Annotated in this window: 24 protein-coding genes; 8 read left to right on the top strand and 16 right to left on the bottom strand. The window is 57.0% G+C overall.

What is annotated here, in order from left to right; all coding sequences use genetic code 11:
• Positions 1-2: 2 nt before the first annotated feature.
• Both OOZ53_RS24915 and OOZ53_RS24910 read right to left on the bottom strand, forming a co-directional pair.
• Positions 3-1,475: a S8 family serine peptidase gene (locus OOZ53_RS24915; RefSeq protein WP_271092500.1), complete on the bottom strand. Its 1,473-nt coding sequence runs from the start codon at positions 1,473-1,475 to the stop codon at positions 3-5.
• A 279-nt stretch (positions 1,476-1,754) separates the two neighbouring features.
• Positions 1,755-2,222 (bottom strand): hypothetical protein, encoded by a 468-nt coding sequence (locus tag OOZ53_RS24910; RefSeq protein ID WP_271092499.1) that lies wholly within the window; start codon positions 2,220-2,222, stop codon positions 1,755-1,757.
• Positions 2,223-2,556: 334 nt separating this feature from the next.
• On the opposite strand from OOZ53_RS24910, the gene OOZ53_RS24905 reads away from it, so the two are divergent.
• Positions 2,557-3,717, top strand: coding sequence for a tyrosine-type recombinase/integrase (locus tag OOZ53_RS24905; protein WP_271092498.1), 1,161 nt, complete (start codon positions 2,557-2,559; stop codon positions 3,715-3,717).
• An 89-nt stretch (positions 3,718-3,806) separates the two neighbouring features.
• Complete coding sequence (locus tag OOZ53_RS24900; RefSeq protein ID WP_271092497.1) at positions 3,807-4,748, top strand: hypothetical protein; 942 nt, start codon at positions 3,807-3,809, stop codon at positions 4,746-4,748.
• Positions 4,749-4,975: 227 nt separating this feature from the next.
• Here OOZ53_RS24900 and OOZ53_RS24895 read toward each other — a convergent pair whose 3' ends face one another.
• Genes OOZ53_RS24895 through OOZ53_RS24885 form a run of 3 tightly spaced genes read right to left on the bottom strand, consistent with a single transcriptional unit; the run spans position 4,976 to position 7,261 of the window.
• The gene (locus tag OOZ53_RS24895) at positions 4,976-5,428 is read right to left on the bottom strand and encodes a ubiquitination-like system serine protease family protein (protein ID WP_271092496.1); all 453 of its coding nucleotides are present in this window, start codon (positions 5,426-5,428) and stop codon (positions 4,976-4,978) included.
• Positions 5,425-6,609: a ThiF family adenylyltransferase gene (locus OOZ53_RS24890; RefSeq protein ID WP_271092495.1), complete on the bottom strand. Its 1,185-nt coding sequence runs from the start codon at positions 6,607-6,609 to the stop codon at positions 5,425-5,427. The genes OOZ53_RS24895 and OOZ53_RS24890 overlap by 4 nt, the downstream gene beginning before the upstream one ends.
• Positions 6,584-7,261 carry a multiubiquitin domain-containing protein gene (locus tag OOZ53_RS24885; protein ID WP_271092494.1) on the bottom strand — a complete coding sequence of 226 codons (678 nt, stop codon included), beginning with the start codon at positions 7,259-7,261 and terminating at the stop codon, positions 6,584-6,586. Before OOZ53_RS24885 ends, OOZ53_RS24890 begins: the two co-directional genes overlap by 26 nt.
• A 183-nt stretch (positions 7,262-7,444) precedes the next feature.
• On the opposite strand from OOZ53_RS24885, the gene OOZ53_RS24880 reads away from it, so the two are divergent.
• The 5 genes from OOZ53_RS24880 to OOZ53_RS24860 all read left to right on the top strand — a co-directional run bounded on the left by OOZ53_RS24880 (position 7,445) and on the right by OOZ53_RS24860 (position 11,313).
• A complete protein-coding gene (locus OOZ53_RS24880; RefSeq protein ID WP_271092533.1) occupies positions 7,445-7,780 on the top strand; it encodes a helix-turn-helix domain-containing protein in 336 nt (111 codons plus the stop codon).
• Between the two features lie 2 nt (positions 7,781-7,782).
• Complete coding sequence (locus tag OOZ53_RS24875; protein ID WP_271092493.1) at positions 7,783-8,346, top strand: ImmA/IrrE family metallo-endopeptidase; 564 nt, start codon at positions 7,783-7,785, stop codon at positions 8,344-8,346.
• A 316-nt stretch (positions 8,347-8,662) separates the two neighbouring features.
• A complete protein-coding gene (locus tag OOZ53_RS24870) occupies positions 8,663-8,914 on the top strand; it encodes a helix-turn-helix domain-containing protein (RefSeq protein ID WP_271092492.1) in 252 nt (83 codons plus the stop codon).
• Positions 8,914-10,272, top strand: coding sequence for a type II toxin-antitoxin system HipA family toxin (locus OOZ53_RS24865; RefSeq protein WP_271092491.1), 1,359 nt, complete (start codon positions 8,914-8,916; stop codon positions 10,270-10,272). The genes OOZ53_RS24870 and OOZ53_RS24865 overlap by 1 nt, the downstream gene beginning before the upstream one ends.
• A 204-nt stretch (positions 10,273-10,476) precedes the next feature.
• The gene (locus OOZ53_RS24860; protein ID WP_271092490.1) at positions 10,477-11,313 is read left to right on the top strand and encodes a hypothetical protein; all 837 of its coding nucleotides are present in this window, start codon (positions 10,477-10,479) and stop codon (positions 11,311-11,313) included.
• A gap of 41 nt (positions 11,314-11,354) precedes the next feature.
• On the opposite strand, the gene OOZ53_RS24855 is transcribed toward OOZ53_RS24860, so the two are convergent.
• The 3 genes from OOZ53_RS24855 to OOZ53_RS24845 form a co-directional block, all read right to left on the bottom strand.
• Positions 11,355-11,960, bottom strand: a complete 606-nt coding sequence (locus OOZ53_RS24855) for a 7-cyano-7-deazaguanine synthase (RefSeq protein WP_271092489.1) — start codon at positions 11,958-11,960, stop codon at positions 11,355-11,357.
• On the bottom strand, positions 11,948-13,174 hold the full coding sequence (locus OOZ53_RS24850) for a PfkB family carbohydrate kinase (RefSeq protein ID WP_271092488.1): 1,227 nt from the start codon (positions 13,172-13,174) through the stop codon (positions 11,948-11,950). Before OOZ53_RS24850 ends, OOZ53_RS24855 begins: the two co-directional genes overlap by 13 nt.
• Before the next feature lie 386 nt (positions 13,175-13,560).
• Positions 13,561-14,316: an 8-oxoguanine DNA glycosylase gene (locus tag OOZ53_RS24845; protein ID WP_271092487.1), complete on the bottom strand. Its 756-nt coding sequence runs from the start codon at positions 14,314-14,316 to the stop codon at positions 13,561-13,563.
• A 13-nt stretch (positions 14,317-14,329) separates the two neighbouring features.
• Between OOZ53_RS24845 and OOZ53_RS26570 the strand changes: the two genes are divergently transcribed.
• The gene (locus tag OOZ53_RS26570; protein WP_425499236.1) at positions 14,330-14,650 is read left to right on the top strand and encodes a helix-turn-helix domain-containing protein; all 321 of its coding nucleotides are present in this window, start codon (positions 14,330-14,332) and stop codon (positions 14,648-14,650) included.
• 48 nt (positions 14,651-14,698) lie between these two features.
• Here the strand turns inward: OOZ53_RS26570 and OOZ53_RS24840 are convergent, their stop codons facing one another.
• The 8 genes from OOZ53_RS24840 to trbE all read right to left on the bottom strand — a co-directional run.
• Complete coding sequence (locus OOZ53_RS24840; RefSeq protein WP_271092486.1) at positions 14,699-15,007, bottom strand: DUF736 domain-containing protein; 309 nt, start codon at positions 15,005-15,007, stop codon at positions 14,699-14,701.
• 2 nt (positions 15,008-15,009) lie between these two features.
• Positions 15,010-15,282, bottom strand: coding sequence for a DUF2274 domain-containing protein (locus OOZ53_RS24835; RefSeq protein WP_271092485.1), 273 nt, complete (start codon positions 15,280-15,282; stop codon positions 15,010-15,012).
• Positions 15,279-16,517 (bottom strand): TraB/TrbI/VirB10 family type IV secretion system protein, encoded by a 1,239-nt coding sequence (locus OOZ53_RS24830; RefSeq protein ID WP_333780613.1) that lies wholly within the window; start codon positions 16,515-16,517, stop codon positions 15,279-15,281. The genes OOZ53_RS24835 and OOZ53_RS24830 overlap by 4 nt, the downstream gene beginning before the upstream one ends.
• Positions 16,518-16,609: 92 nt before the next feature.
• Positions 16,610-17,665 (bottom strand): P-type conjugative transfer protein TrbG, encoded by a 1,056-nt coding sequence (gene trbG / locus OOZ53_RS24825; RefSeq protein WP_271092483.1) that lies wholly within the window; start codon positions 17,663-17,665, stop codon positions 16,610-16,612.
• Positions 17,662-18,357 (bottom strand): conjugal transfer protein TrbF, encoded by a 696-nt coding sequence (gene trbF / locus OOZ53_RS24820; RefSeq protein WP_271092482.1) that lies wholly within the window; start codon positions 18,355-18,357, stop codon positions 17,662-17,664. Before trbF ends, trbG begins: the two co-directional genes overlap by 4 nt.
• Entirely contained in the window at positions 18,357-19,553 is a 1,197-nt protein-coding gene (gene trbL / locus OOZ53_RS24815) for a P-type conjugative transfer protein TrbL (RefSeq protein ID WP_271092481.1), read from the bottom strand. Before trbL ends, trbF begins: the two co-directional genes overlap by 1 nt.
• 35 nt (positions 19,554-19,588) lie before the next feature.
• Positions 19,589-20,311, bottom strand: coding sequence for a P-type conjugative transfer protein TrbJ (gene trbJ, locus OOZ53_RS24810; protein ID WP_271092480.1), 723 nt, complete (start codon positions 20,309-20,311; stop codon positions 19,589-19,591).
• The coding region (gene trbE / locus OOZ53_RS24805) for a conjugal transfer protein TrbE (protein ID WP_271092479.1) at positions 20,301-22,217 on the bottom strand (1,917 nt) is incomplete at its 5' end. The genes trbJ and trbE, both read right to left, overlap by 11 nt.

Raw genomic sequence — 22,217 nt, 5'->3', positions numbered from 1 at the left:
GCCTAAACGGGCGCAGGCAGATCATGAATGTTGCGAATCTTGACCGAACGCGCCAGTTGGCAAGCCACATTCGCGTCAACAAGTCCGGCACCGGTTGCTCCGTCATGTCCGTTTCCGGCCGGTTGACCATGGTTGCTTTGGCCGGCCTTAACATCGCGGGCCGAAGCCATGAGAATTGATTTCATCAATGTGGGCGAAATGCCGGGCTGCAGCTGCTTCAGCAGCGCGCATACGCCTGCGATCTGAGGTGATGAAGCGCTGGTCCCGCTGATGACGGCCCAGCCATCATCTGCGGCGGTCTCGTCACCGTTTGGAAACACCCCGCCGGCGAGGCCCGTGTCTATTTGGCTCTGTGGCGGAACCGGCAGCATGATGTAGATACCCCGCGGCTGCATTCCGACAAGGCCGCACACATCCGGGACATGCCGGCCTGGATAGAGGTTGCTGTCGAAGCTGCTGGCGTAGTTTGACGCCTCCAGATCGAAATCGTTGCCGACAATGTCGCTATGGGCAAACACGCCGCCGACCGAAATGACTTCCGGCATTTGTCCCGGCCAACCCCAATGGCCGTTTCCGGCAGAGAAGCAGACGGTTATTCCGCGTACGGCAACCGCCTCGATGACAGCGGCCTGCAGCGGCAGCAGAGAATTCGGAAGAGGCGGATTCTGAATGCTGTAGCCCCAGCTGTTTGTCATGATGGCCGGATGCAAATCCGACGCGGTCTTGAACGCCAGCGTTGCATTGCCGCCCATCTTGACGCCAATGAAATCAATATCGGGCGCACTTGCAAATATGTTTGCCGCCTCTGCGGTGCCGTGGCCGTTGGCATCCTGGTCGACATCGATGGCATCCGGCGCCAGTGTCGCATTGTAATTGTAGCCATGCCAGCTATAGAAAGGATGCTTGTAGAAACCGCTGTCCACCATGGCAACGAGTACACCTTTGCCGGTGACACCATCTTTGCGGGCGACATCGGATCTCAGGATCATCGAAACGTCCGCGGGCACCTGCAGATGATGGTAGTTGACCCTTGGCGGGAGCGGAGATTCGTAGAATGTCGGCGGTCGCTGCGGATAGGCTCGTTCAACCAGCCCCCTGAGCACCGTGGGAATCTCGAAAGGTGTATCGGCCTTGTGAGAAAGATAACTCATCTTGCCAAGGCTCGGATGGGCCTCGCTGATCAACTCGCTGCGCCGCTGGACCTTGGTGCCAAAAACGTTTTCCCATAATCTGCGGGGACCCTCACCGCTTATCGAATATGTTCCGATATGCCGTACCGTGAAACCCAGTGCCTTGAGGGCCTTGGCCGCTTCGGTGCAACGCTCCTGCGGCGGTGACAATTTGCCGATATTTTCCGGAGTCAGGCTGGTGTCCGATGTGAACATCGACCACCCATCGCTGACCACTGCTGCTTCGAAGTAGACAGTTTTCGCCGCTGTCTTCCCGCTTGCCTTGCTTTTAGCCTTTTTCGCCATCGTGCTAGCCTCCTGAAAGTCAACGTCATTGCAGGATTCGATCCGGTCTTACTGGATGAACTGCATGCAAACTCCCAGCATGGGGTTTGCCACGAGGGCTGTATGTGAGGTTTTTCACGTTCGATGGATTGGGACCGTTTTCAGGCTGCAACCGGCGTTCTTCCGGCAGGTCCCGGGCAGTTCCGGGTGATGTATTCGTTGCGATTTCGATGCACGGGAGTTCCGTTGCGTGGCACGCCCCGACATCAGAACGATGGCCGTTTCAGCCGCAGGGCGACATCAGAAAAACTCCGGCGGCGCGACGAACGAAACGCCCTTGATGAAACTCTCGAGGTCCTGGGGAATCGACAATGTCGACTCTATCGGCACCTGGCGAGGTTCGGACCCGCCCGGAAAAGACCCGGGAGCGGCTTCTTCACCGGTGGTTTCGAATTGCACGCCAAAACGCGATGTCCAAAGCGCCGGGCTGCCATCCACGCTTATGGTTTCGCCGATGGACAAGACACGAAACCCTGACTGCTGCAACTGCCGCGCTGCCTGCTCCGACTTGCTCGCCTGTGGCGTTATTTCGGCGGATACCAGTTCGTTTGCACCATTCAATGTTCTGATCGAACTCCAATGCATCGACTGATCTTTTGTTTCACACAGAACCCCGGCCGTTGCAATACCGGCCTGTGGTCCGATTAAAATCGGCATCCCCCGCGCACGAGTTGGCGATGAGGTGGGGCGGCGGGATTTCTGTCCCATGGACGATTGCCTGTCGGCAATACGCCATGACCACCCAGTCAGGTTCAAATCGACGTCCGCCGGAAGCAACAAAAAAGCCGCCCCGAGGGGCGGCTTATTATTGGTTGCGGGGGCAGGATTTGAACCTGCGACCTTCAGGTTATGAGATCGTTTAATGCGGTTTTCGCCACGCTGGATAGAGCCGGATAATTTTAGATAACCTATTGCATATGAAGGGTTATTTCTAACATCCTGATTTGCTAGACTAGGCTTCAGTTAGCGCGAACTTGCTCCCAAGTGGTACCCATATGGTACCCAAAATGAGCGGGTATCGCGTGCAACGAGGAGCCGCGAAATGCCGAAACTCACCAAACGTGTTGTAGATGCACTGAAGCCAGAAACATCCGATATCGTGCACTGGGATGACGAATTGGCAGGCTTCGGAATCCGGGTGCGCCCAAGCGGTCGGAAATCCTACATCGTCAAATGTCGCTGCCGGGGGCGGCAAATAAAAATGACGATCGGAACCCACGGTCCCATCACCGTCGAGCAAGCCAGAACCAATGCACGAACCATCATCGCAGAAGCCAAGGCCGGCCGGGATCCGTCCGCTGAACATTCCCGTATGCGGAAATCGCCGACAATAAAGGATCTGGGCAAACGTTTTCTGGAGGAATATGTCCCAACCCATTGCCGCCCCACAACCGAACGGGAGTATCGGCGGTCGGTTGAGCTGTTCATCAATCCAAAGATCGGCACCCGGAAGATTATCGACATTGAGCGCGCCGATATTGCCAAGATCCACCATAATCTCCGGGACAAGCCCTATCAGGCAAACCGGACTCTCGGCGTTCTTTCCAAGATGTTCAACCTGGCTGAAATTTGGGGCTTGCGCCCGGACGGCTCGAACCCTTGCCGCCACGTGAAGAAATACAAGGAGGAAAAGCGTGAACGGTTCCTGTCCGATGCCGAATACAAAAAGCTCGGTGAGGCATTAAGAATAACCGAAGCGGAGAAATCTGAAACCCGGTCGGCGATCGATGCCATCTGGTTGCTCATGCTAACTGGATGCCGGCTGAATGAGATCATGACACTTAAATGGAGTTACGTCGATCTCGATGCAAAAGAGCTTCGCCTTCCCGACTCCAAGACCGGACCTAAAACGGTTCATCTTGGCCTCGCCGCCGTCGACCTGCTGAAGAACATCAAGAAGCTTGAAGACAACGACTTCGTCATTACAGGAAAGAAACCGAGCAGCCATTTGACAGACTTGCAGCATCCGTGGCGGCGCATTCGGGCATTGGCAAAACTGGACGATGTCCGGATACACGATCTCCGCCACTCCTTCGCCAGCCGCGGTCTCATCGTTGGCGAAGGCCTTCCAATGATCGGAAAACTGCTAGGACACTCACAGGTGCAAACGACAGCCCGTTATGCTCATCTGGCGAATGACCCAATCAAGTCGGCTGCTGATAGGATTGCCGAAGGCATCTCGATATCAGCAGCCGCTTCATGACAATCTGTCAAAGGGGATGGAGATGGGCGATTGATTGTTGGCTTGCTAATTGATGCGGTGTGGGGCCCGTGCGCTTCAAGAGATCGGGAATGAACGAGGTGTATGAAATAGCGGTCCAGGTGCAGGCATCCGAAGGCGATCAGAGGCAGATGGTCGGCACGGCTGGAATCTGCCGGTATTGCGGATGCCAGGATAGCAGGAAATTCAAGAAGGTGGCGCATACCTTTCCCGAGGCGCTGGGCAACAAATGGGTGATGTCAGTCGACGAGTGCGATAGCTGCAACGGGAAGTTTTCAGTTTACGAGGACGCACTTGCCAAGGCTGTTGGTCCTTTCCTTACGCTGGGCGGAGTAAAGGGCAAAAAAGGCATCAGGCAAACCGGGCGTTCGCAAAGCAATTCGAAAATTCGTCACAGCATGGAAGGCGGCAGACGGCGAATTAGTATTCGGGCAGAGAGCGGTGGTGTAGGAATAGACCCTGCTACGGGAAACATGAAGGCGGTGATCGGGGTAAAGGGTGATAAGTTTGTACCGCTGCTGGCCTACAAGGCGCTATGCAAGATGGGCCTTGCGCTACTGCCGGAAAAGGAGCTTGGCAACTTCGGGAAACTCATCGCTTGGATCGGTGATCCTGGGAGCGGCGCGGATATGGTGCCGCTAGAGGTCGGCGCTTCATTCGCCCTTATAGGAAACTCTCCGCCTCTCGTCACGGGAACGCTTCTACGCCGGAAAGCTCCGGACGATCCGCTGCCCCATATGGTGTTTGTTTTTTGCAGCGGTTCGGTTTGCCTTCAGATCAGGCTCCGGCCCGATAAACTGGATAATCATGTTGTGCCGGATGGTGGTCTTGGCATTCGGTGGACAAATGCGCTGGCTGCTGAGGAAGGCGGAATTGTGAAGATCGGATACGGCTTGCCAATCCAGTGGGATTGGTCGTCCGATGAAAGTGTCTTGCAGCCAGTCGAGTCCTTTGTTCTGGATTTTGATCCGGAGACCACGCACGGAAGTCTGACACCGGTAATGCGCAAGTAGGTATGATGGGCGGTATGAAGCGCGATTTACCGCGCAAGCCAAAAGACCAGATGGTTGGAGCAGCCGCAACCAACGCTGTTAGCGGGGACTTCTCCACACAGCTGCGTGATAAACTGCTTTGGTCCAATTAACCTTCAATTTCACAAATAACATCCTCAACCGTCCCTCTAGTACAACCGCGCCAGTCTCGCAGTTCCAAAAGGGCACCGCTGATTTGGTGTATTGTCTCAGCGCCAGAACCACGTCACAAACGCGACCAAACGCTGGATCAGGCCATTGTTGCCACGTGTGTCTCGAATTGGTTCAACAGCTTTCGGTTCTTTTGCCCGGTTACCCTTGTGCCACGAAGACCGGCGCTTTGCATCACGGGTGCGTCCGGCAGCGATTTGTTCTTCAGACCAATCTGAAGCCCATTCGATTTGGCTGCCCGTGATCAGATAGTGAGACCGGCATGGAAATCCCCAGTTTCCTACAGAGGGTCGCATAGTGATCGACTTGCCATCGAAGGTGAGGCACCAATCGGTCGGGTGGAGGGGGAGCACAACCTTCTCGCCACATCCACAGGCGCAGCTATGCGCCGTCGTTGTGTACTCGACAGAGATGTAGAGTACGCCCGGTTCCAGCGCTTTTGGGATGAACTCAACAAATCGGGGTGTGAGCCGTTCGATGGAGCGCGTCATGCGGCCTCTCGGATAAATTGGCGCGTCTCTACCTGATAAAGCCAAACAGGCTCGCCGAAATCGGCATAGAAACCGCGAAAACTCTTCCAAAGCTGGACTGCCATATTTGCGTTCAGGCTATTTAAATCAGAGATCTGGATGTTGTTTTCGTAAATGGGATCGCGTCCGCCAGGATCGACGGGAATATGCGGGCGAACCCGGTCGCGGTTTGCTTCGGTGCTGAGCACAGCCCTGAGCGTTCCTCCGATTCCGTTGCTGCCCTTGTGAAGCCCCATACCGGAATCTACGAAAGGCAGGGCGCGCCGTTCGAGTTCTGCCATGATCGCCGCCTTTTCCGGGCACGGATCGATTGACACAAAGGCAAACGTGGTCCTGTCGAGCAGATAAAATGTCTCCGGAGTGAGGTTGACCGCATGCGGGATAATGTTTCGTTTAATCAGACCGTAACGGTGGGCATAATAATCGACCTTATAGGGAGGAGGCTGGAGTTCGGATTTGTGGGGTGCACCTGGCGCGCGAAATGTGTTGAAGGGATACAGCCGGTCGCCATCGATCAGACGGGTCTCGCACACGGGCGTTTTTGCAACATGATCCAGAATATACCCACCGGTTCCACCGAGCCCGATGAAAGCGACGATTTCGTCTTTAAATTTGGAGGCCAACTCGACTGTCCCAGCACGCGCTGAGGCACTGTCGGGGTAAACGAATGGGTCGTTTTCGGTGTCGCTGGTCGGAAGCGCGCCGACGCGTGCCGTAGCCGACGGATCAATGGCCTGGACCTCGCCAATAATGATGTCCCCATAGGTAATGACTTTTTCATAGAAGCTCTCGTAGCTGCGCGGCCCGCGTGGACCGCGCAGCTTGTTTGAGAAGCCGTGCTGAAAAACAAGAGATCCGATTACGCTGCAGCGCGGGCTTGTCAGTCCAAGGGCAGCCAGGGGCTTCCCATGTCGGTCGTGAGGCATTCCGCCTGAAAAGGACATGACGTGGTCACGGGGCGGCAATGTGGCCTCATCGGTAGCATCCAATGGACATGCAAACACGCCATGCCGAATGCAGCCGTTTTCGTCGAGAAAAGGTATTTCCTCAACGAGAAGGTGACCGGCCTCAATTCGGATGGCAAAGCCCTCCGAGGCTAGGCGCTGAAGGTCTTCGCTACGATTTATCAGTTGCCGAGACATTGAAGACCATCCCCTCCACGATGCGGATTTTGTCTCCCTCCAGGAGCACACCTTCGCGGCGGCGCTTGGGGCCCCGGGTGAACGAGACCGTGAAACAAATCAGGTCCCGGCCAAAGAGCTTCGGGAAGGCGAGTTTTGCGAGCTCAGAAAACGACAAGCGACCTTTTTCAACCGCAGTAATCTCGCCGTTTAGGATGATATCCACCGTCTGATCATGTGGATCTCCGGATCGAAAACGCTCAACACCGTCTCTTCGTAACGAAAGCACCTCGTCATCCTCGATGACGCGGTCACCGTCGGAGTCGAAGTAAAGGTCCTGGTCGTCCGAGAAGTCTCCGATGATGCGGAGGTCTGCAGCCGAGATGGCTTTTTCACCCCAGACGATTTCACGCTCGTTCAGGACAGCTCGAAAAAGTCGATCACCTTTAAAGACACGAAACTGCGGCGGCAGTGTATCAGCGATCTCGTAGGTCTCGTCGAGACCGATCGCCTGGGTTCCCTGACCGGCGAAAACTACTGTTGTGAAGTCTGAAGCCGGTCGGAAATTTGCGATGGCAAGAATGTCCCGCCCGGTGAGGACGGGGTCCTCTGTTGCATAGTTCTGGTCGTTGATGATCAAGCTGTACTGATGATTTTCCGCGGCCTGTGCCATGGTCTAACTCCGTTAATCTCGCCTGTTGATCGGATCCTCCGGAGCTTGACGAGCAGCTCGTTCCGTGATTCTAGTGTCTCGTTAACGAGACGTTTCATAGTCGAGACGTAAAGTGTCTCATTAACGAAACATACAGGAGCGCCACATGACCCGTCAAGAGGAGTCTCGCGCGAATTGCGCGCTATGACGTTACACATTGAAAAACTTGGAGAAATGATTGTTGAGCGTCGCGGGACCTTAGGCATTCGAGCCGCGGCGAAAGAGATCGGCATCAGCCCCGCGACACTATCCCGAATCGAAAACGGCAATGTACCCGACCTTGCGACCTTCGCGGCCATATGTCAGTGGCTTGGAAAAGATCCAAACCAATTCCTCGGCATGCAACCGGCGAAGCCAGGAGATGAAGCGCCAACTGTTCACCTGCGAAAAAAGAAAACCACCAGCGTCGACACTGCGACGGCTCTGGGTGGTTTGATCCTTGCCGCGCAGGAGGCGTTGCGAGATATCGAGAACCTTTGACCATGCGGCGCGGCTTCAAATCCCAGGCCGAGAAGCTAGCGCTCAAACAACGCGCGGATATCGGGCTATCCGCGAACGACGCGCTCGATCCAAGGCACTTCCTCAGATCGATCGGAATAATTGTTTGGACACCTACGGACATTCCCAACGTCGATACCGAACACCTCAGGCAGCTAACAGTTGTCGACCCCGACAGCTGGTCGGGCATAACGATCAGGGAGGGTGGCAAAACAGCGATCATCGTCAATGCCACCCACCCAATAACCCGTCAGGCAAACACACTCATGCACGAATGGGCGCATATAGAATTGCGTCACAAACCGAGCCGGGCGGATCGGTCAGCTGGCGGCTTGCTCCTTTTGAGCGACTATCCACCAGAGTTGGAGGAAGAGGCCGATTGGCTAGCCGGTTGTATACTTGCGCCGCGAGATGGACTTCTCTTTCATTGCGGAAAGGGTCTCGAACCGGGTGAAGTTGCGCAGCACTATGGCATAAGCACTCAGTTAGCGAACTGGCGTATCGGAAAAACTGGAATCAAGCATCAACTCAATTTCCGGCAGTATTGATTTGCAACAACCTGATCTCGTGCACTTGCGGGATGGAGAGCGTCAGCTGTATTGCGCCCGGTGGAAGAGCGCAGTGCGCGATTCGGCAATCGGAGCGCTGCGGATGCCACGGCAGCGAGGATGACGTATTTGGTATGGATTTGTGCTTGTTTCATGCCTCGGTTGTGGATGTTTATCCTGAACGCAGGCTTGAGCGCGCCGGTCCCAACTATGCGCCAATTCCTATAATCTGAATTTATGTTATTCAACGCATAAAATCATATTATGCGCCAAATCCGATATTGCATTTTTATCGGAATTAGATCATAATACCAGCATGGCAGATTTAGCACGCAATCCGAAGCAGATCGGAAACATCGTACAACGCGCTCGCAAAAAGCGGGACCTCAATCAGACGGAACTCGGCAACCTCGCCGGTTTGCGGCAGGAGACCATTTCTCTGATCGAGACGGGTAATCCGGCCACTAAACTGGAAACCATCCTGGCGGTTCTCGCCGCGCTCGATCTGGAATTCAGAATCGTGCCGCGCTCGAAAGCCCATGCAGACGACATCGAGGACATCTTTTGATGCCTCGCCATCGTCAACATCCACCACTGCGGGTTTTTCTGAACAACCGCCTAGTCGGCCATTTGACCAGAGAGCCAAGCGGCGCGATCAGCTTTCAGTATGAAGAAAGCTGGCTGGAATGGCAGCATGCCATGCCGGTCTCCCTTTCGTTGCCTCTCCGCGAGACACCCTTCCGTGGCGAACCTGTTGCCGCGGTCTTCGAGAATCTTCTACCGGACTCCAACGTGCTTCGTCGCCGCGTAGCCGAAAAGGTCGGAGCCCGCGGAACTGATGCCTATAGTCTGCTTGCTGCAATTGGCCGGGATTGTGTCGGGGCGTTACAATTCATAGCCGATGGCGATGAAGAGATTGACGTCACTGGCAAGATCGAAGGCGATGTCATCGATGACGAGGCCATAGACCGGCTGCTTCGCAGTCTAACGCAAGCACCGTTGGGCCTGAACCGTGACGACGACTTTCGCATATCGGTGGCGGGCGCACAGGAAAAGACCGCTCTCCTCTGGCACAACAACAAATGGATCAAGCCTCACGGCACAACGCCAACCACGCATCTGTTCAAAACGCAGATCGGTCAGTTGCCGAACGGAATCGATCTATCAAATAGCGTGGAAAACGAATTCTACTGCCTCAAATTCATCGAGGCTTTCGGCCTCCCGGTGAACGAAGCCGAGATCAAAACCTTCGGAGAAACAAAGGCACTCGTGATCGAGCGCTTCGATCGCCGCTGGACAAGAGATGGCCGGCTGCTGCGACTACCGCAGGAAGATTGCTGCCAGGCTTTGTCGGTGCCCCCGACCCTGAAATACCAAAGCGACGGCGGCCCTGGCATGGTCGCGATCCTCGATCTTCTGAAAGGCAGCGACACGCCAGCAGAAGACCAAATGACCTTCGTCAAGGCACAGCTTCTTTTCTGGTTGCTCGGCGCGACGGACGGCCATGCTAAAAATTTCAGTATCTATCTCGGATCGGGCGGAAGCTTTCACCTGACACCGCTCTACGATGTGCTGACCGCACAGCCGAGCCTCGACAACAATCAGATCAACCGCAAGCAAATGAAACTGGCCATGTCTGTCGGCAAGAGCCGTCACTACCGGTTTACCAACATTCATCCCCGGCATTTTATCCAGACGGGCGTAGAAGCCGGCCTACCAAAAACGCTCGTCCCCGACGCGATCGAGCAAATTGCGAACGCGGCGGAAGATGCGTTCTCGCGCCTCGAAGCCTCGCTGCCGAAAGATTTCCCTGAATTCATCCACGGTTCAGTGATGAAGGTTGCAGCCGCGCGAATCGGCAGTTTTAGCTTCAAAACCGAGGCGACTGAAGGAGCTTACAGAATACCGGATGGGACTAGTATGTAACTTATCCATCCACTTCCATTGCATCAACAGCGGCTTTCCACAACGCGGTACGAGGGTGTCAGCAGCCGCGACTGTGAAGCGATCAACAACGCGTTAGTGTATGATGGGCTTTCTACCAGAGGGTGGAACAGGCGTAGAGTTATATTTGCGTCGTATGGGGTGGCGGCCAAACATTGAAAGTCGGCAAAGCGCTCGGAGAGAACGTTGAACACGAACGACGACGTCGCAACTGAAGAAACGCTGGATGTGAGATTTGTATGCTCTGTATTCGCGCTCACAGGGCATGCGGGATATTTCGCACCGGGCTTTAACATTCGCTACGACGAAAAAGACATAGGGAACACGACCTTTATTACCGGCGGTGGGACGCGCCTCTATCTAAGTCGCGTCGGCGACAATCTCGATCAGTCCGGTGATGCCCAGGCCGCGGACAGCCATTTCATGGCGGATCGGGTTGTAGCGGGCCTTTTGATTAGCGGCGCCGGACTTTTCCGTGCATTTCCGATGGGCCGCATCTTCGTAGACACGCCGGTTGAGAAACTCAGATGGCATTCCCAAATCGACCTACAGCCATTCTATAGCGAACGCGTGCGAGCGGTGTACGATGCGTTCGACGAAAACGAATTCGCATCGTGGTTCCAGTTCATATGTGAGAATATTCCCGTTCGCCGTGCATTGCACGATGCGGTCCAGGCCATCAACAATCCTGTGGAGGCATTCGTTTATATTTACAGGGGTTTCGAGTGGCTAAAGAAAGGCCTGAACCTTTCGTGGGACGAAATCGCCGGTGACATCGGCGTCACTACAAAACAGATCAAGGCGGTAGGACAGATAGCGAATGACGAGTCTGGCGTGCGCCATGCTTCAAGAAGCGGCGAAAAGCAGCGCGCCTCTCTGGAGACTTACAGCACATGGATCGCAGGCTTGATTGATGCGATCGAATCGGCGCGCGCGCGTGTCGATAAGAGCTACACGGCATCCGATTCAAAGCAAATCGCAGAAAAACTCAAAGTCGCAATTCAATACGATCCTTATCCATGACGAGATCAATGCCGGCGAACACGGCGCTGCTTAGACACTTGCTAGGATTCTCCGCTTTCAAGCCGCGTAAACAGCTCCAATGATTTGTTGCAGCCTCGACATGCGCCACAGGCCACTTCGGCTCGGTGGCATGAGAAAGTCCAGCCCATAAGGTCCCGGCCCACACCAGAACTACGGACTAAATCATCGGTGGTCATGGTCGAAGCCGGGGCGCTCAACTTGAAATCAGAAAGCTGTGTCTGGAGAAGCCGTTCCATGGCGCTCAAGAACTCGGGCGTTCCGTCATTATGCACACTATCCGTAAGCACGGTCCCAATAATCAACTCCCGCAAATCACAGTCCGCAAGCGCCATGGCCGCGACGGTCAAGAGCATCTGGTTACGGAACGGCCAATGCTCTGGGACTCGATCTTCGCTGTCGTCGGATGGAAACCCGGTCATCTCGCCGGCCCCCAAATGGCCAAGCGAGACCTCGATGACCCTGTGGTCCATACCGATTATTGAAGCAATGTGCTTAGCGGCGCGGATCTCTCCCGGTGCACAGACCTGACCGTAGTCGATCGTCAGTGCAAGATCTGGCTTCGTCATCGCCGCAAGGCAAGCCGACTCAACACCACCCGAAAACAAAAGCACTCTCATCTCGACCATGCCTCCCAAGCGACACGATATATCGCGCTCGCAAAATCGTCGGATATCGAACAATTCCTCGATCCACGGACCATTGTCTGATCGGCGGGTTTCGGGTTCTGCGACAGCGCCACAACAGGGATATTGTGCCGCACCGCCCAACCGATCTCGAAGATCGTTCCCGGATCACATCCGTCAAGAATGGCGAATACAGCCTTGCACTCACTGAGACCTTTGATATCTGCCTCGACCACACGCTCGATCTCCTTCTGCTGTGCCTGATCGTCAGTGTGGTCGCGTAGAAGCCCGGCTTCATGATAGGGCGAAAAGAAAGAAACGCCGAGACTATCGAGAGCGCGGCACGCCTGTTCCACGAGCCATAACTCAGCCATCGTGAAAAATGGACCCGCAATGTAGACTTTCGCTTTCTCGTCTTTGATAGCGACGGGTTCGAGCGTGCTTGTCTCGTCGTCCAAAAGGACGGTCGGCCGCCGGGAGTTGCAGTAGCGTGCGACGCAACGGGACGCTGCATCGGCAGCCAGGTCTGGAGCCATCCCTTTCTCTGCCCAATGGTATGCAAAGGCGGCGCTGAAGATGTCGCCAGATCCTATCTTATAGACGCGATCGGTGCGATATGGCGGTACCGTTCCCCGAAAAGTGTCGCCCACATAGATCCTACATCCGTGCGGTCCAGATTTTACCAACACAACTGAGGCGTCTTCCGATTGTTGAACATTTCGCACAGCCTGCAATTCATCCTGGTCCTTCCCGAGCGTCCGCACCTCTTGGGCGTTCAGTACGACTGCTAATGACTTTGCGGTTGATCCATTCTCCTTGAAGGACACCGGCTTCTTGGGGCTTTGGGGATCAAATACAACCCTGTCCCCGTGGACGATGGCGTCACCCTCCATAAAGCCGAAGCGCAAAATGTTGGCGTCCTCTACTACGATGTTCTCGCACCTCGGAAGATCGCTTGGTCGATACTCCGGCTCCGACAACGGATGGAAGTAGGTGAAAGATACTATTTCACCTGACGTGTGCGGATGATGCCTTAGGTAAGGGCTTGATATAGCCACCGAAGCGATCTGTTGCTGAGATTTAGGGCAATAGTAATGCCACCCGACATCGGTACCCGCGGAAGCGATAGCAAACGCGGCACGCGCACCGGATCCAAATAGCTCGTCGTGTTTCGGCGATACACAGATCTCGCGATAGTAGCCGCCCGCAACAATCACTGTCAGACCCGTTCGACGACAACGGTTATCTGCGATCCTGAAATCGCTGTCACCTCTGCTTCGTAAGCATGTTGTGCAAGACAATTGACAAGGACACCGAGTTGGCGCGCTCCAGTAATGGTGCCCGCAACGGCGCCTGTCGATTGCGTCAACGCCCCAACGCTCTGGGATTGACCTTGTGTGATGAGTTGGACCGTTAGTCGATCACCGACACTTAGCGCCTGCACAACGGAGGCGACTGGTGCAAAAAGATCCGTTTGAAAACGCAGATCGCAGGGGTCTTGTCCGCTACCGTCCGACCCCGGCGGAGTCCATCCACCGCTCGATCCACTTCCACCCATCGCCTTGCCTTCTTCTGCTCCACCTAAACATCTGGTTAGTACTACTTAAGCTACTAGTCTTTGCCGCACCAGATTCGACCCGAATGTGCGCATATCATACCACATTACACTATCGAGTACCGATGCACGGACGTGCAAGTTTTTTGCGAAACAAAGGAATCGGTTCTCCAAATTCAAGTAGTCACGAGGGAGACGGCAGTTCTTGTCAAACAGCTCGAGCAACCAACCTGCTCGCAAAACATGAATGTCCAGTATCGCGATTAGATCTGTATCCAACCAATTGCGCGCGATCCAACTCGCAGTCTTCGGTCCAACGCCTTCTAAACTCTGAATTTGGTCACGAAATCTAACTGGATCGGCTTGATCGAACTTCATCTTCGTCAGATCTGCCATTGCACGGTTAAGCCTGCGGGCTCGCTGCGTCGGAAAACGATAACGGCGAGGCAGGCCACCGACCACCGCGGGCTCATCGAGCATAGCGAATAAGTCGACTTCTGGAAGCATAGCGCCTCGCTCGAAGGCACCATTCCTCCGCAGACGCTCGAAGAAAGCTGTTGCGACCTCTAAGGTCACGCCGAAACCGCCCAGCAAACAGAATCCGATTTCCTCTTCAAGCGTACCGTGGCGATTCACAAAGTCTATGTCGGTGGGGTCTGCCGTCTCACATCGCATAGTCCAATACGCGGGCGTGAGCAACTCATCCTCCCGGCCGAATCTCAAGCCCGGCATAACCTCATCATCGGGGTGGGAAGGCGCCAACAGGCGGTACTGAACTGCGGGTTGTGCGGTTTTTGAGGACATCTCATCTCGCCAAATGATTAATTGCATATTATATGCTTTTTTTATGCAAGCAAACGAATGGAACGATGGGAACTTCTCAAGGCGTCTGAAGCGTGCGCGTCAGAACGCCGGGTTGACACAGACTGAGCTTGCCAAACGGCTGGGTACCAGGCAATTCAATGTCTCACGCATCGAAGGCGGCCAAAAACCCCGCAAACCTTTGCTTTTTCGTACCATCGCTTTTATCGAGGAAACGGAGCGATCGGAGCCGCGACTTCAAGACGACGTTGTGGCTGCCATCGCGAGCTCCGACGAACTCAAGGCACTAATCGCTCGCATTGCAGCTGAACTCTAACGCATTTTTCATGCACTATAGCACCTGCAATGCGCACGAAGCACCATGCTAACCGTCACGCCGGTTCCACACGAGAAACGCAGCGCCCTCTTCCTCAAACAGTGCCGCATGGATCGGTTCGGCAAAGCTCGGATCATCCAGCTGGACGCTGAGATAATCCCGCGGCTCCTTGCCGTTGGTCTGCGCCTTCCAAGCGGCGCCGAGTTCGGCCCGTCCGGCAAAGATCCGAAAATCGGGCGCTCCGGCGCTACTCTTTTGGTCATTTGCGACGATCTTCGCCTTCACATTCATTGTTAGAGTGCGGATCGTTCCTACATAGCCGTCCTTGTCGGGTGTAAAGTTACCGATTGTGGCCACAGCTACTTCTCCTTCGTTTGAATTGTTGAGGATTGACGAGGAGGCGGCAGTGCACGCGCCTCATGGAGTTGCTTGCGCGATCGCTTGAAGCCCTGATCCGCATTCATGAACGTGTCCAGCATGAACGGGATCAGATCCGTGACCGATTCCTTCTGGCCGTAGGCACAGCTATAGAGCTCGGCGTAATCATTGAGCGCTGATTTGAGTTCCGGATTTGCTGTGAATGTAATCTTTACCGGATCGCGGTCGGGCAGTTTTTCAAGTTTGAGGCTCATGGGTTTCTCCACGGGCTGCTGTAGGGGCGCAGCACAATGTCCTTGTTGACGATGATGCTCAGCGGCCAGCCGGGGCGGATGGTGATCGTGGGCTGGATGTTGAGATTGCGCTGGGTCAGCGATTGCCCGACTTGATTTGCGTTGTCCTGTGCGGTTTCTCGGATCGTGGTGACAAGATCACCTTCATCATCCCCGAACGTCAGTTCCGTTCCGACGCCGAGGAGTGTCGACAGGGCCACGCCCTTTAGCAAGCGCCAGGTATGGAAATTCACCTTGTCTTCGAGCCCCGCGTAGCCGGCAGTGTCCGTTGCGGGCAGGTTTTCGATGACGACAGAGGAGCCGTTCGGCAAAATAAGTCGCCGCCACACAACGAGCGCCCGGCTCTGGCCGAAGGCAATGACGCTGTCATAGGTTCCGATGATCCGCGTTCCCTGCGGGATTAGCAGATGCTGCCCCGAAACCGCGTCATATACGTTTTCGGTTACCTGAGCGATGATCTGGCCCGGCAAATCGGAATTAATGCCGGTGACAAGGCTGGCCGGGATGATGGTGCCGGCCATGATCTGGTATGGCGACGCCGGATCCTGCAATGTGTGTGGATTGTAGATCGCCTCGTCCACCTCACTATTCAGGAACCCAATTTTTCGGCCTTGCGAGTTCTGATCGTTCGCAAGGTCGAGTTGAAGCGGCCCGGAACTGACATCATCGGCAATTGCAAATCGATTTTGCCCCGATCGAGCAGTTGCAACCTGTGCTTCAACGGCTGAACGTTGATGACCGCTTCCAATGCCAGATACTCCAAGTCCCGCCAGCCGTTGCCCAGCCGAACCGGAAGTCAGCTTGAAGAACACATTCGATTCCCGGGCCTGCTGAGCGAGGCGCGACTGGCGGATGCGCTCGGCCCTGAGCGCATCTTCTTCAGGGTCCGGCCGGAACGGCAAGCTCGGCGTCTGCCTCAAACCAAGCTCCCTTTCCTTGCCAACGACCGCCGGCCCGATATCGCCGGCAAGCGGCGGTCCAAGTTTGATGGCCGGTTCCTTCATGTCGCTGTACCGGCGCGGCAATGTATCGAGACCATCGGCGGTGGGACGGTTTTGCGTCGTATAAAGTTCACGCCCTGTCTCGCCGCGATCGAACAGACGCGGCGGATCGAGAGCAAAGATCGTCGCGGCACAGATCAGAACAAGACCGGTGCCGGTGAGCAGCATCAACACTCGCCGGTTGATGCGCGTCACCGGGCGGGGTTTGGCACGCAAGACCAGATCCTCCGGGTCCGCCTTTGGCGGCGGAGCGACATTGCCGGATGGCTTGTCGGCGTCAGAAGATGTCATCGTGTCCCCTCTTCCTCGAGCCTATTGCGAGTTCCGAATGCGTCCCTGCGCCCGGCGCTCGCGTGGCGGCCGTCGGTACGGGTGATGCGGACCACCTGTTGCGGATCTTCACCGAGTCGTAATTCGGCAGCTGCGAACATGCGGTCGACGATGTAATAACGGCCCCTCACCCGGTAATTGACCAGCTGGTTGCGCCCGTCCGGGCCGACGACGAAGAGCGGCGGTGCCTCGCCCTGGTCGAGACGGGCGGGGAACTGGACATAGACCTTCTTCGAATCGTCGAAGACCCGCACGGGGCGCCAGGGCGGATCGTCGCCGGTGATGCGGTAACGAAAGCGCAGCCGGGCGATGTTGAGGCCGGTGTCAGCCACAAGCTGGGCGGCACTTTCGGCTTGTTCGTTCCGGCCTTTGAGCGCGATCAGCTCATCACCCGGATAGCGCCAGGAGACGGATGCCATATAAGTCTCATCCGTGCTTTGCAGCTCCAAATGATAGGTCCGCCGGTTGGTGATGATGACCAGGTTGGTTTTGAGGTCTTCCTTGGTGGGTTTCACCAGCACATGGGCGCGAGCCTCGCTGCCGGAGCCACTCACCGTATCGCCCACCACCCATCGCAGCGTGTCGCCGGCGGAGACGGAGACGATCCTTTCGCCTTTCTGAAGGGCAATGTCGCTGACCTGCTCCGGTGCGGCATAGAGCTGATAGAGCGCGCCTTCAGAATAGGGATAGACCTGGATTGCATTGACATAACCGTCTTTCGACGGCTCGATCTTGGCTGCTGCATTGGCGGCCGTAATCCGGTCCCGGGGCGGGCGCTTGTCTACCACTCTCTTTGTTGTCTTGCCCGGAGCCGGTTTTAACTGACCAGGCAGTGGCAGGGGTTTCGGCAACTCTACGATCTCCACCGGTTTGGGCGGCTCGGCAGTGAGTACCGCCGTATCGAAGTCCTCTGCGTCGAAATCGATAACCGGCGGACGCTCTCTACCCGCACAGCCAGCCAGCAACACCAATGCGCTCACCGCAGACAATTTGGACAAGTGTAAAAACTTCATTTGGGTTCTCCTGCGATGAGGTCTTTCGACCAGTTGAGGCTGTAGACGTAGATGCCGAGGGGATTCTTGCGCAACGCCTCTTCGGTGCGTGGACGCTGGATGGCGATCGAAAGGACGGCGGTGTAACGGGCCGTATCGGCGAGCGATCCGTTCTCGAAGGTCTGCTCGCGCCAGCGCACATCGAAACTGTCATCCGAGGAGCGCACCACGCTGGTGACGTCGACTGCGACCGTGCGCCTGCCGACCCTGGAGAACGGATCGTGGACGCGGGCATAGTCATTGAGACTGTTGGCGCCACGCGTGGTCGTATAATCGTAGGCGCGCAGCCAGTTCTTGCGCACGATCACGGGATCGATCGGCAGGGATCGAACGTTTTCGATGAAGCGCGCAAGATGGTAGGCGATCTGGGCGTCTGTCGGCTCATAGACTTCGGTCGCCCGACCGACGGTGCGTACGTCGCCCAGCCGGTCGACTTCGACGACATAGGGGGTGATGGTGCTGCGCCCGGCCTGCCAGACCACACCGCCTGACAACAACAACGACAGTGTCAGGCACCCGAAGGCCATCAATCGCCAGTTCCTTGCCCGCACTAGCGCATCGCCCATGCGGGTGTCCCAAACCTGGGCGGCCTTTTGGTATGGGGTTTCAGGCTGGGGCGTTTGCCCATAGGTGGTCGTCGACCGTTTGAACATCAATCATCGTCCTTCAGTTTGGGGTTTTCACCGGAAGCGGGCCGGTCGCCGTCGCGCAGCGTGTGGGCGGCAACGGTCGCGCCCTCGCGAAGCCGCTGTCGGCGATGGAGCTTTCGCGCCCATTCCGGCGCTTGGGAGGAACCTGCAGAAGCAGCTTGGGAAGCACCGGCCGCACTCACGATCCCGGATGCCGGGGTCATTGCCGCGGAGGCAACACCCGTGGCTCCGGGTGAGCGGACGGCTGCGGCTGCTCCGCCCATTGATGCCGCGGCCCGGACGGCCCCGCCCGCTGCACTGCCCAGGGCACGCACGCCGCCAACAGCCGCGCCCGCTGTAGCAGCGCCTCCCAAGGCAAGACCCGCGGCCGATCCGGCGGCGGCCCCTGCCCCAAGTTGCGGCGCGCCGGAGACCAGGCCCGCCGCAATGCCGGGTCCGAAGATGCCAAGCATAAAGATGGAGAGCGCACCGAGCACCGTGGAGGCCGCCTGTTCCAGCGTGATGTCGCCACCGGAGAAAGATGCGGCAAAGGTGCCGAACAGGGTCGAGCCGATACCAACGATCACCGCCAGCACCATCAGCTTGATGCCGGCGGCAATCACATTGCCCAGTACCCGTTCGGCCAGAAACGCCGTCTTGTTCCAGAGCGCGAACGGCACCAGCACGAAGCCTGCCAACGTCGTCAGCTTGAACTCAAGGATGGTGATGAAGAGCTGGATCGCCAGGATGAAGAAGGCGAGCAGCACCACGACCCATGCGAACATAAGGATTGCGATCGTAACGAAGTTCTCAAAAAACGCGATCGGCCCGATGAGGTCGGAGACGTCTTCCAGTAGCGGCGCGGCGGCATCGTAGCCGGTGGCAGCCACAAATCCCGGCCGCATGAGATCGTCGGCGGAGATCGGCGATCCGGTCGCCCGCAATCCCAGACCGGCGAAAGACTCAAAGATGATTGTGGCCAGGTCGGAGAAGTTGTTCAGAATGAAGGCGAAGGCACCGACATAAAGCACCTTCTTGATCAGGGACGGGAGAATAGACCGATCCTCGGAGAACGCCCAGAACAGGCCGGCAAGGGTGATGTCGATGCCGATCAGGATGGTCGTCAGGAAGGTGACATCCGGACCGAGCAGTCCGAATCCGGACTCGATATAGGTCACGAATGTCTGCGTGAACTGATCGATAATGTTGAGATCATCCATGGCCGCCTATCCTGTCCCTTCGATTGATCAGCAGGTCAGCGCGAATAGGCGTTGCCGTCGCCGAGGAAACGCTCGAACCGGGCTCGGCCCCGTTCGCGGGCGGCCAGCGCATCGGCTTCTCGCAACGCATCGGCCCGCGCGGAAGCGGCCAGAAGGCTTTGGAGCTGCATGGATTGTTTGGCCGCAAGCGCGGTGAGCTGGTTGCCGGCCTGAAGCGCCTGGAGATTGCCGGCAGCGCCCTGGCTGTCGGCGATAAGTCCGTCCAGCGTCGCGGCATCGCCTTGGAGCTGCACGACAACCCCGGCCTGCACATCGAGACTATGCTTGAAACCCTCGCGGGCAAGTTCCCAGGTCGCTTGAGCATCCTGAACGATCCGGGAGGTCGTCACCGAGGCGGCATAGCCTTCCGGAAACAGTTCCCGGTAGGCCTCGTCGATCCGGACAACATCGTAGGCAAGGCCTTCTGCGTTCTCGATCAGAGCGCCGACTTCTTCCAATGATGTCTGAAGCTCCGAGGCGATGGAGGACGGCAGACTGGCGAGGTTCTGCGCCTGATTGATCAGCATCTGCGCCTCATTGGCCAACTGCCGGACCTGGTTGTTGATCTGCTCCAGCGAACGGGCCGCGGTCAGCAGGTTCTCCGCGTGGTTTGTTGGGTCGTAAACGATATCGCCGAACCCGAAGAGGGCATAGGCGTTGTCGACTGGGGCTATCGTTAGACAAACGGCAGTGACAGCCGCAAGGAACCTAATGCGCATCTGGTGTCTCCAGTTCTGATGAGGAATCTTTTTCGTCTGCAACAATCAGATTGGCCGCCCAGTCCAGGTCCTTCGCCCGCAGCCAGGAGTCGGCGAACTCGTCTTCGCCATGGGCGGCGATCAGCTCGTCGATGAGGGCGTGATCCTGTTTGGCGGAGGCGGCGGTGAAGGCAAGCGCCACCGGCCCGAGCCCGAGTTCAAACAGCCGGTTGCCCTGACGGGATTGATAGTAGTAGTCGCGCTTGGGCACTGCGCGGGCGATCATCTCGATCTGCCGGTGATTGAGGCCGAGGGCTTCATAGACTGCCCTTGCCTGCGGCTCGACGGCACGGTCATTGGGAAGGAAAATGCGTGTCGGGCAGCTTTCGATGATAGCGGGTGCAATGGTGCTGCCGGAAATATCCGACAAACCCTGCGTCGCGAAGATCACCGAGACATTCTGCTTGCGCAGCGTCTTCAGCCATTCGCGGATGCGCGCGGCAAAGGCCGGATTGTCGAGGAACAACCAAGCCTCATCAAGGACAAGCAGCGCGGGCCTGCCTTCAAAGCCGGCTTCAAGGCGATGGAAGAGATAGGTGAGCACGGGAAGCACGGCACCCTTCTCGTGCATCAGCTCTTCCATCTCGAAGCACTGGACGGCGCTGAGCGTCAGCCGGTCATCGTCGGCATCGAGCAGGCGGCCATAGGGTCCTTCCAGCGTAAAGGGCTGAAGCGCCTGGCGCAGATCGTTGCGCTGCAGGAGCGAGCAAAGCCCGGTCAGCGTACGCTCGGCCCGCGGAGCGGCGGCAAGGTTCGAGAGTGCCGACCAGACCGCGTCCTTGATCTCCGGTGTGACGGACACATTCTCGATGGTCAGGAGATCCAGGATCCAGGTTTGCGCGAAGGACCGTTCGGCAACGATGTCGATGTTCGCCAGTGGCTGGAACGACAACGCTCCTTCCGAACCGAGATCGAAGTACTGACCGCCCATGCCGAGCACGCCGGCACGCGCCGAGCCGCCCTTGTCGAAGACGGTGACCTGGGCGTTGGCATAGCGGCGGAACTGCAGGGCAATCAGCGACAGCAGCACCGATTTTCCCGCGCCTGTGGGACCGACAACGATGGTGTGCCCCACGTCGCCGATATGGGTGACCAGCCGGAACGGCGTTGTGCCGTTAGTCCGAACGGTAATCAGCGGCGGCCCGTCCAGATGATCGTTCCGCTCCGGTCCGGCCCAAGTCGCCGACAGCGGCATCATGTGGGCAAGGTTCAGCGTATTGACCGGCGCCTGCCGAACATTTGCGTAAACATGACCGGGAAAGGATGAGAGCCAGGCCTCGACCGCATTGGCCGTCTCCTGGATGGTGACAAAACCGCGTCCGTCGATGATGCGTTGAACGGCCCGAACCTTTTCGCGAACTGCATCGGCGTCTTCATCCCAGACGGTCACCGTCGTGGTGACGTAGCCGTAGGAAACCAGATCCTGTCCGAGCTCCTGCAGCGCGGCATCGGCATCATCCGTCTTGTTGTCCGCATCCGTGTCGACCAGGACTGACTGCTCATTAGTGAGCACCTCCTTGATGATGGCGGAGATCGATTTGCGTTTGGCAAACCACTGCCGGCGGCAGCGGCGGATGATCTTTTCCGCTTGCGCCTTGTCGAGCGCGATGAACCGCACCGCCCAGCGGTATTCGAAGCCCAGATGGTTGAGATCGTCGAGCAGTCCGGGCGTCGTGGAGCCGGGATAACCGAGCACAGTGAGCGTGCGTAGGTGTGCATCGCCCAGTATCGGCTCGAGCCCGCCGGACAACGGTGTGTCGACAAGCACGGCATCGAGATGGGCAGGGATATCCGGGACGGCGACGGACAGACGCCGGTCGGAGATGCAGCCATGCAGATAGGTGAGTGTTTCGCCATCGGACAGCGC

The sequence above is a fragment of the Allohoeflea poritis genome (assembly GCF_027889715.1).
Lineage (GTDB): Bacteria > Pseudomonadota > Alphaproteobacteria > Rhizobiales > Rhizobiaceae > Hoeflea_A > Hoeflea_A poritis.
The sequence above is the reverse complement of the archived record's forward strand: the minus strand, read 5'-3'. Positions and strand labels throughout refer to the sequence as shown.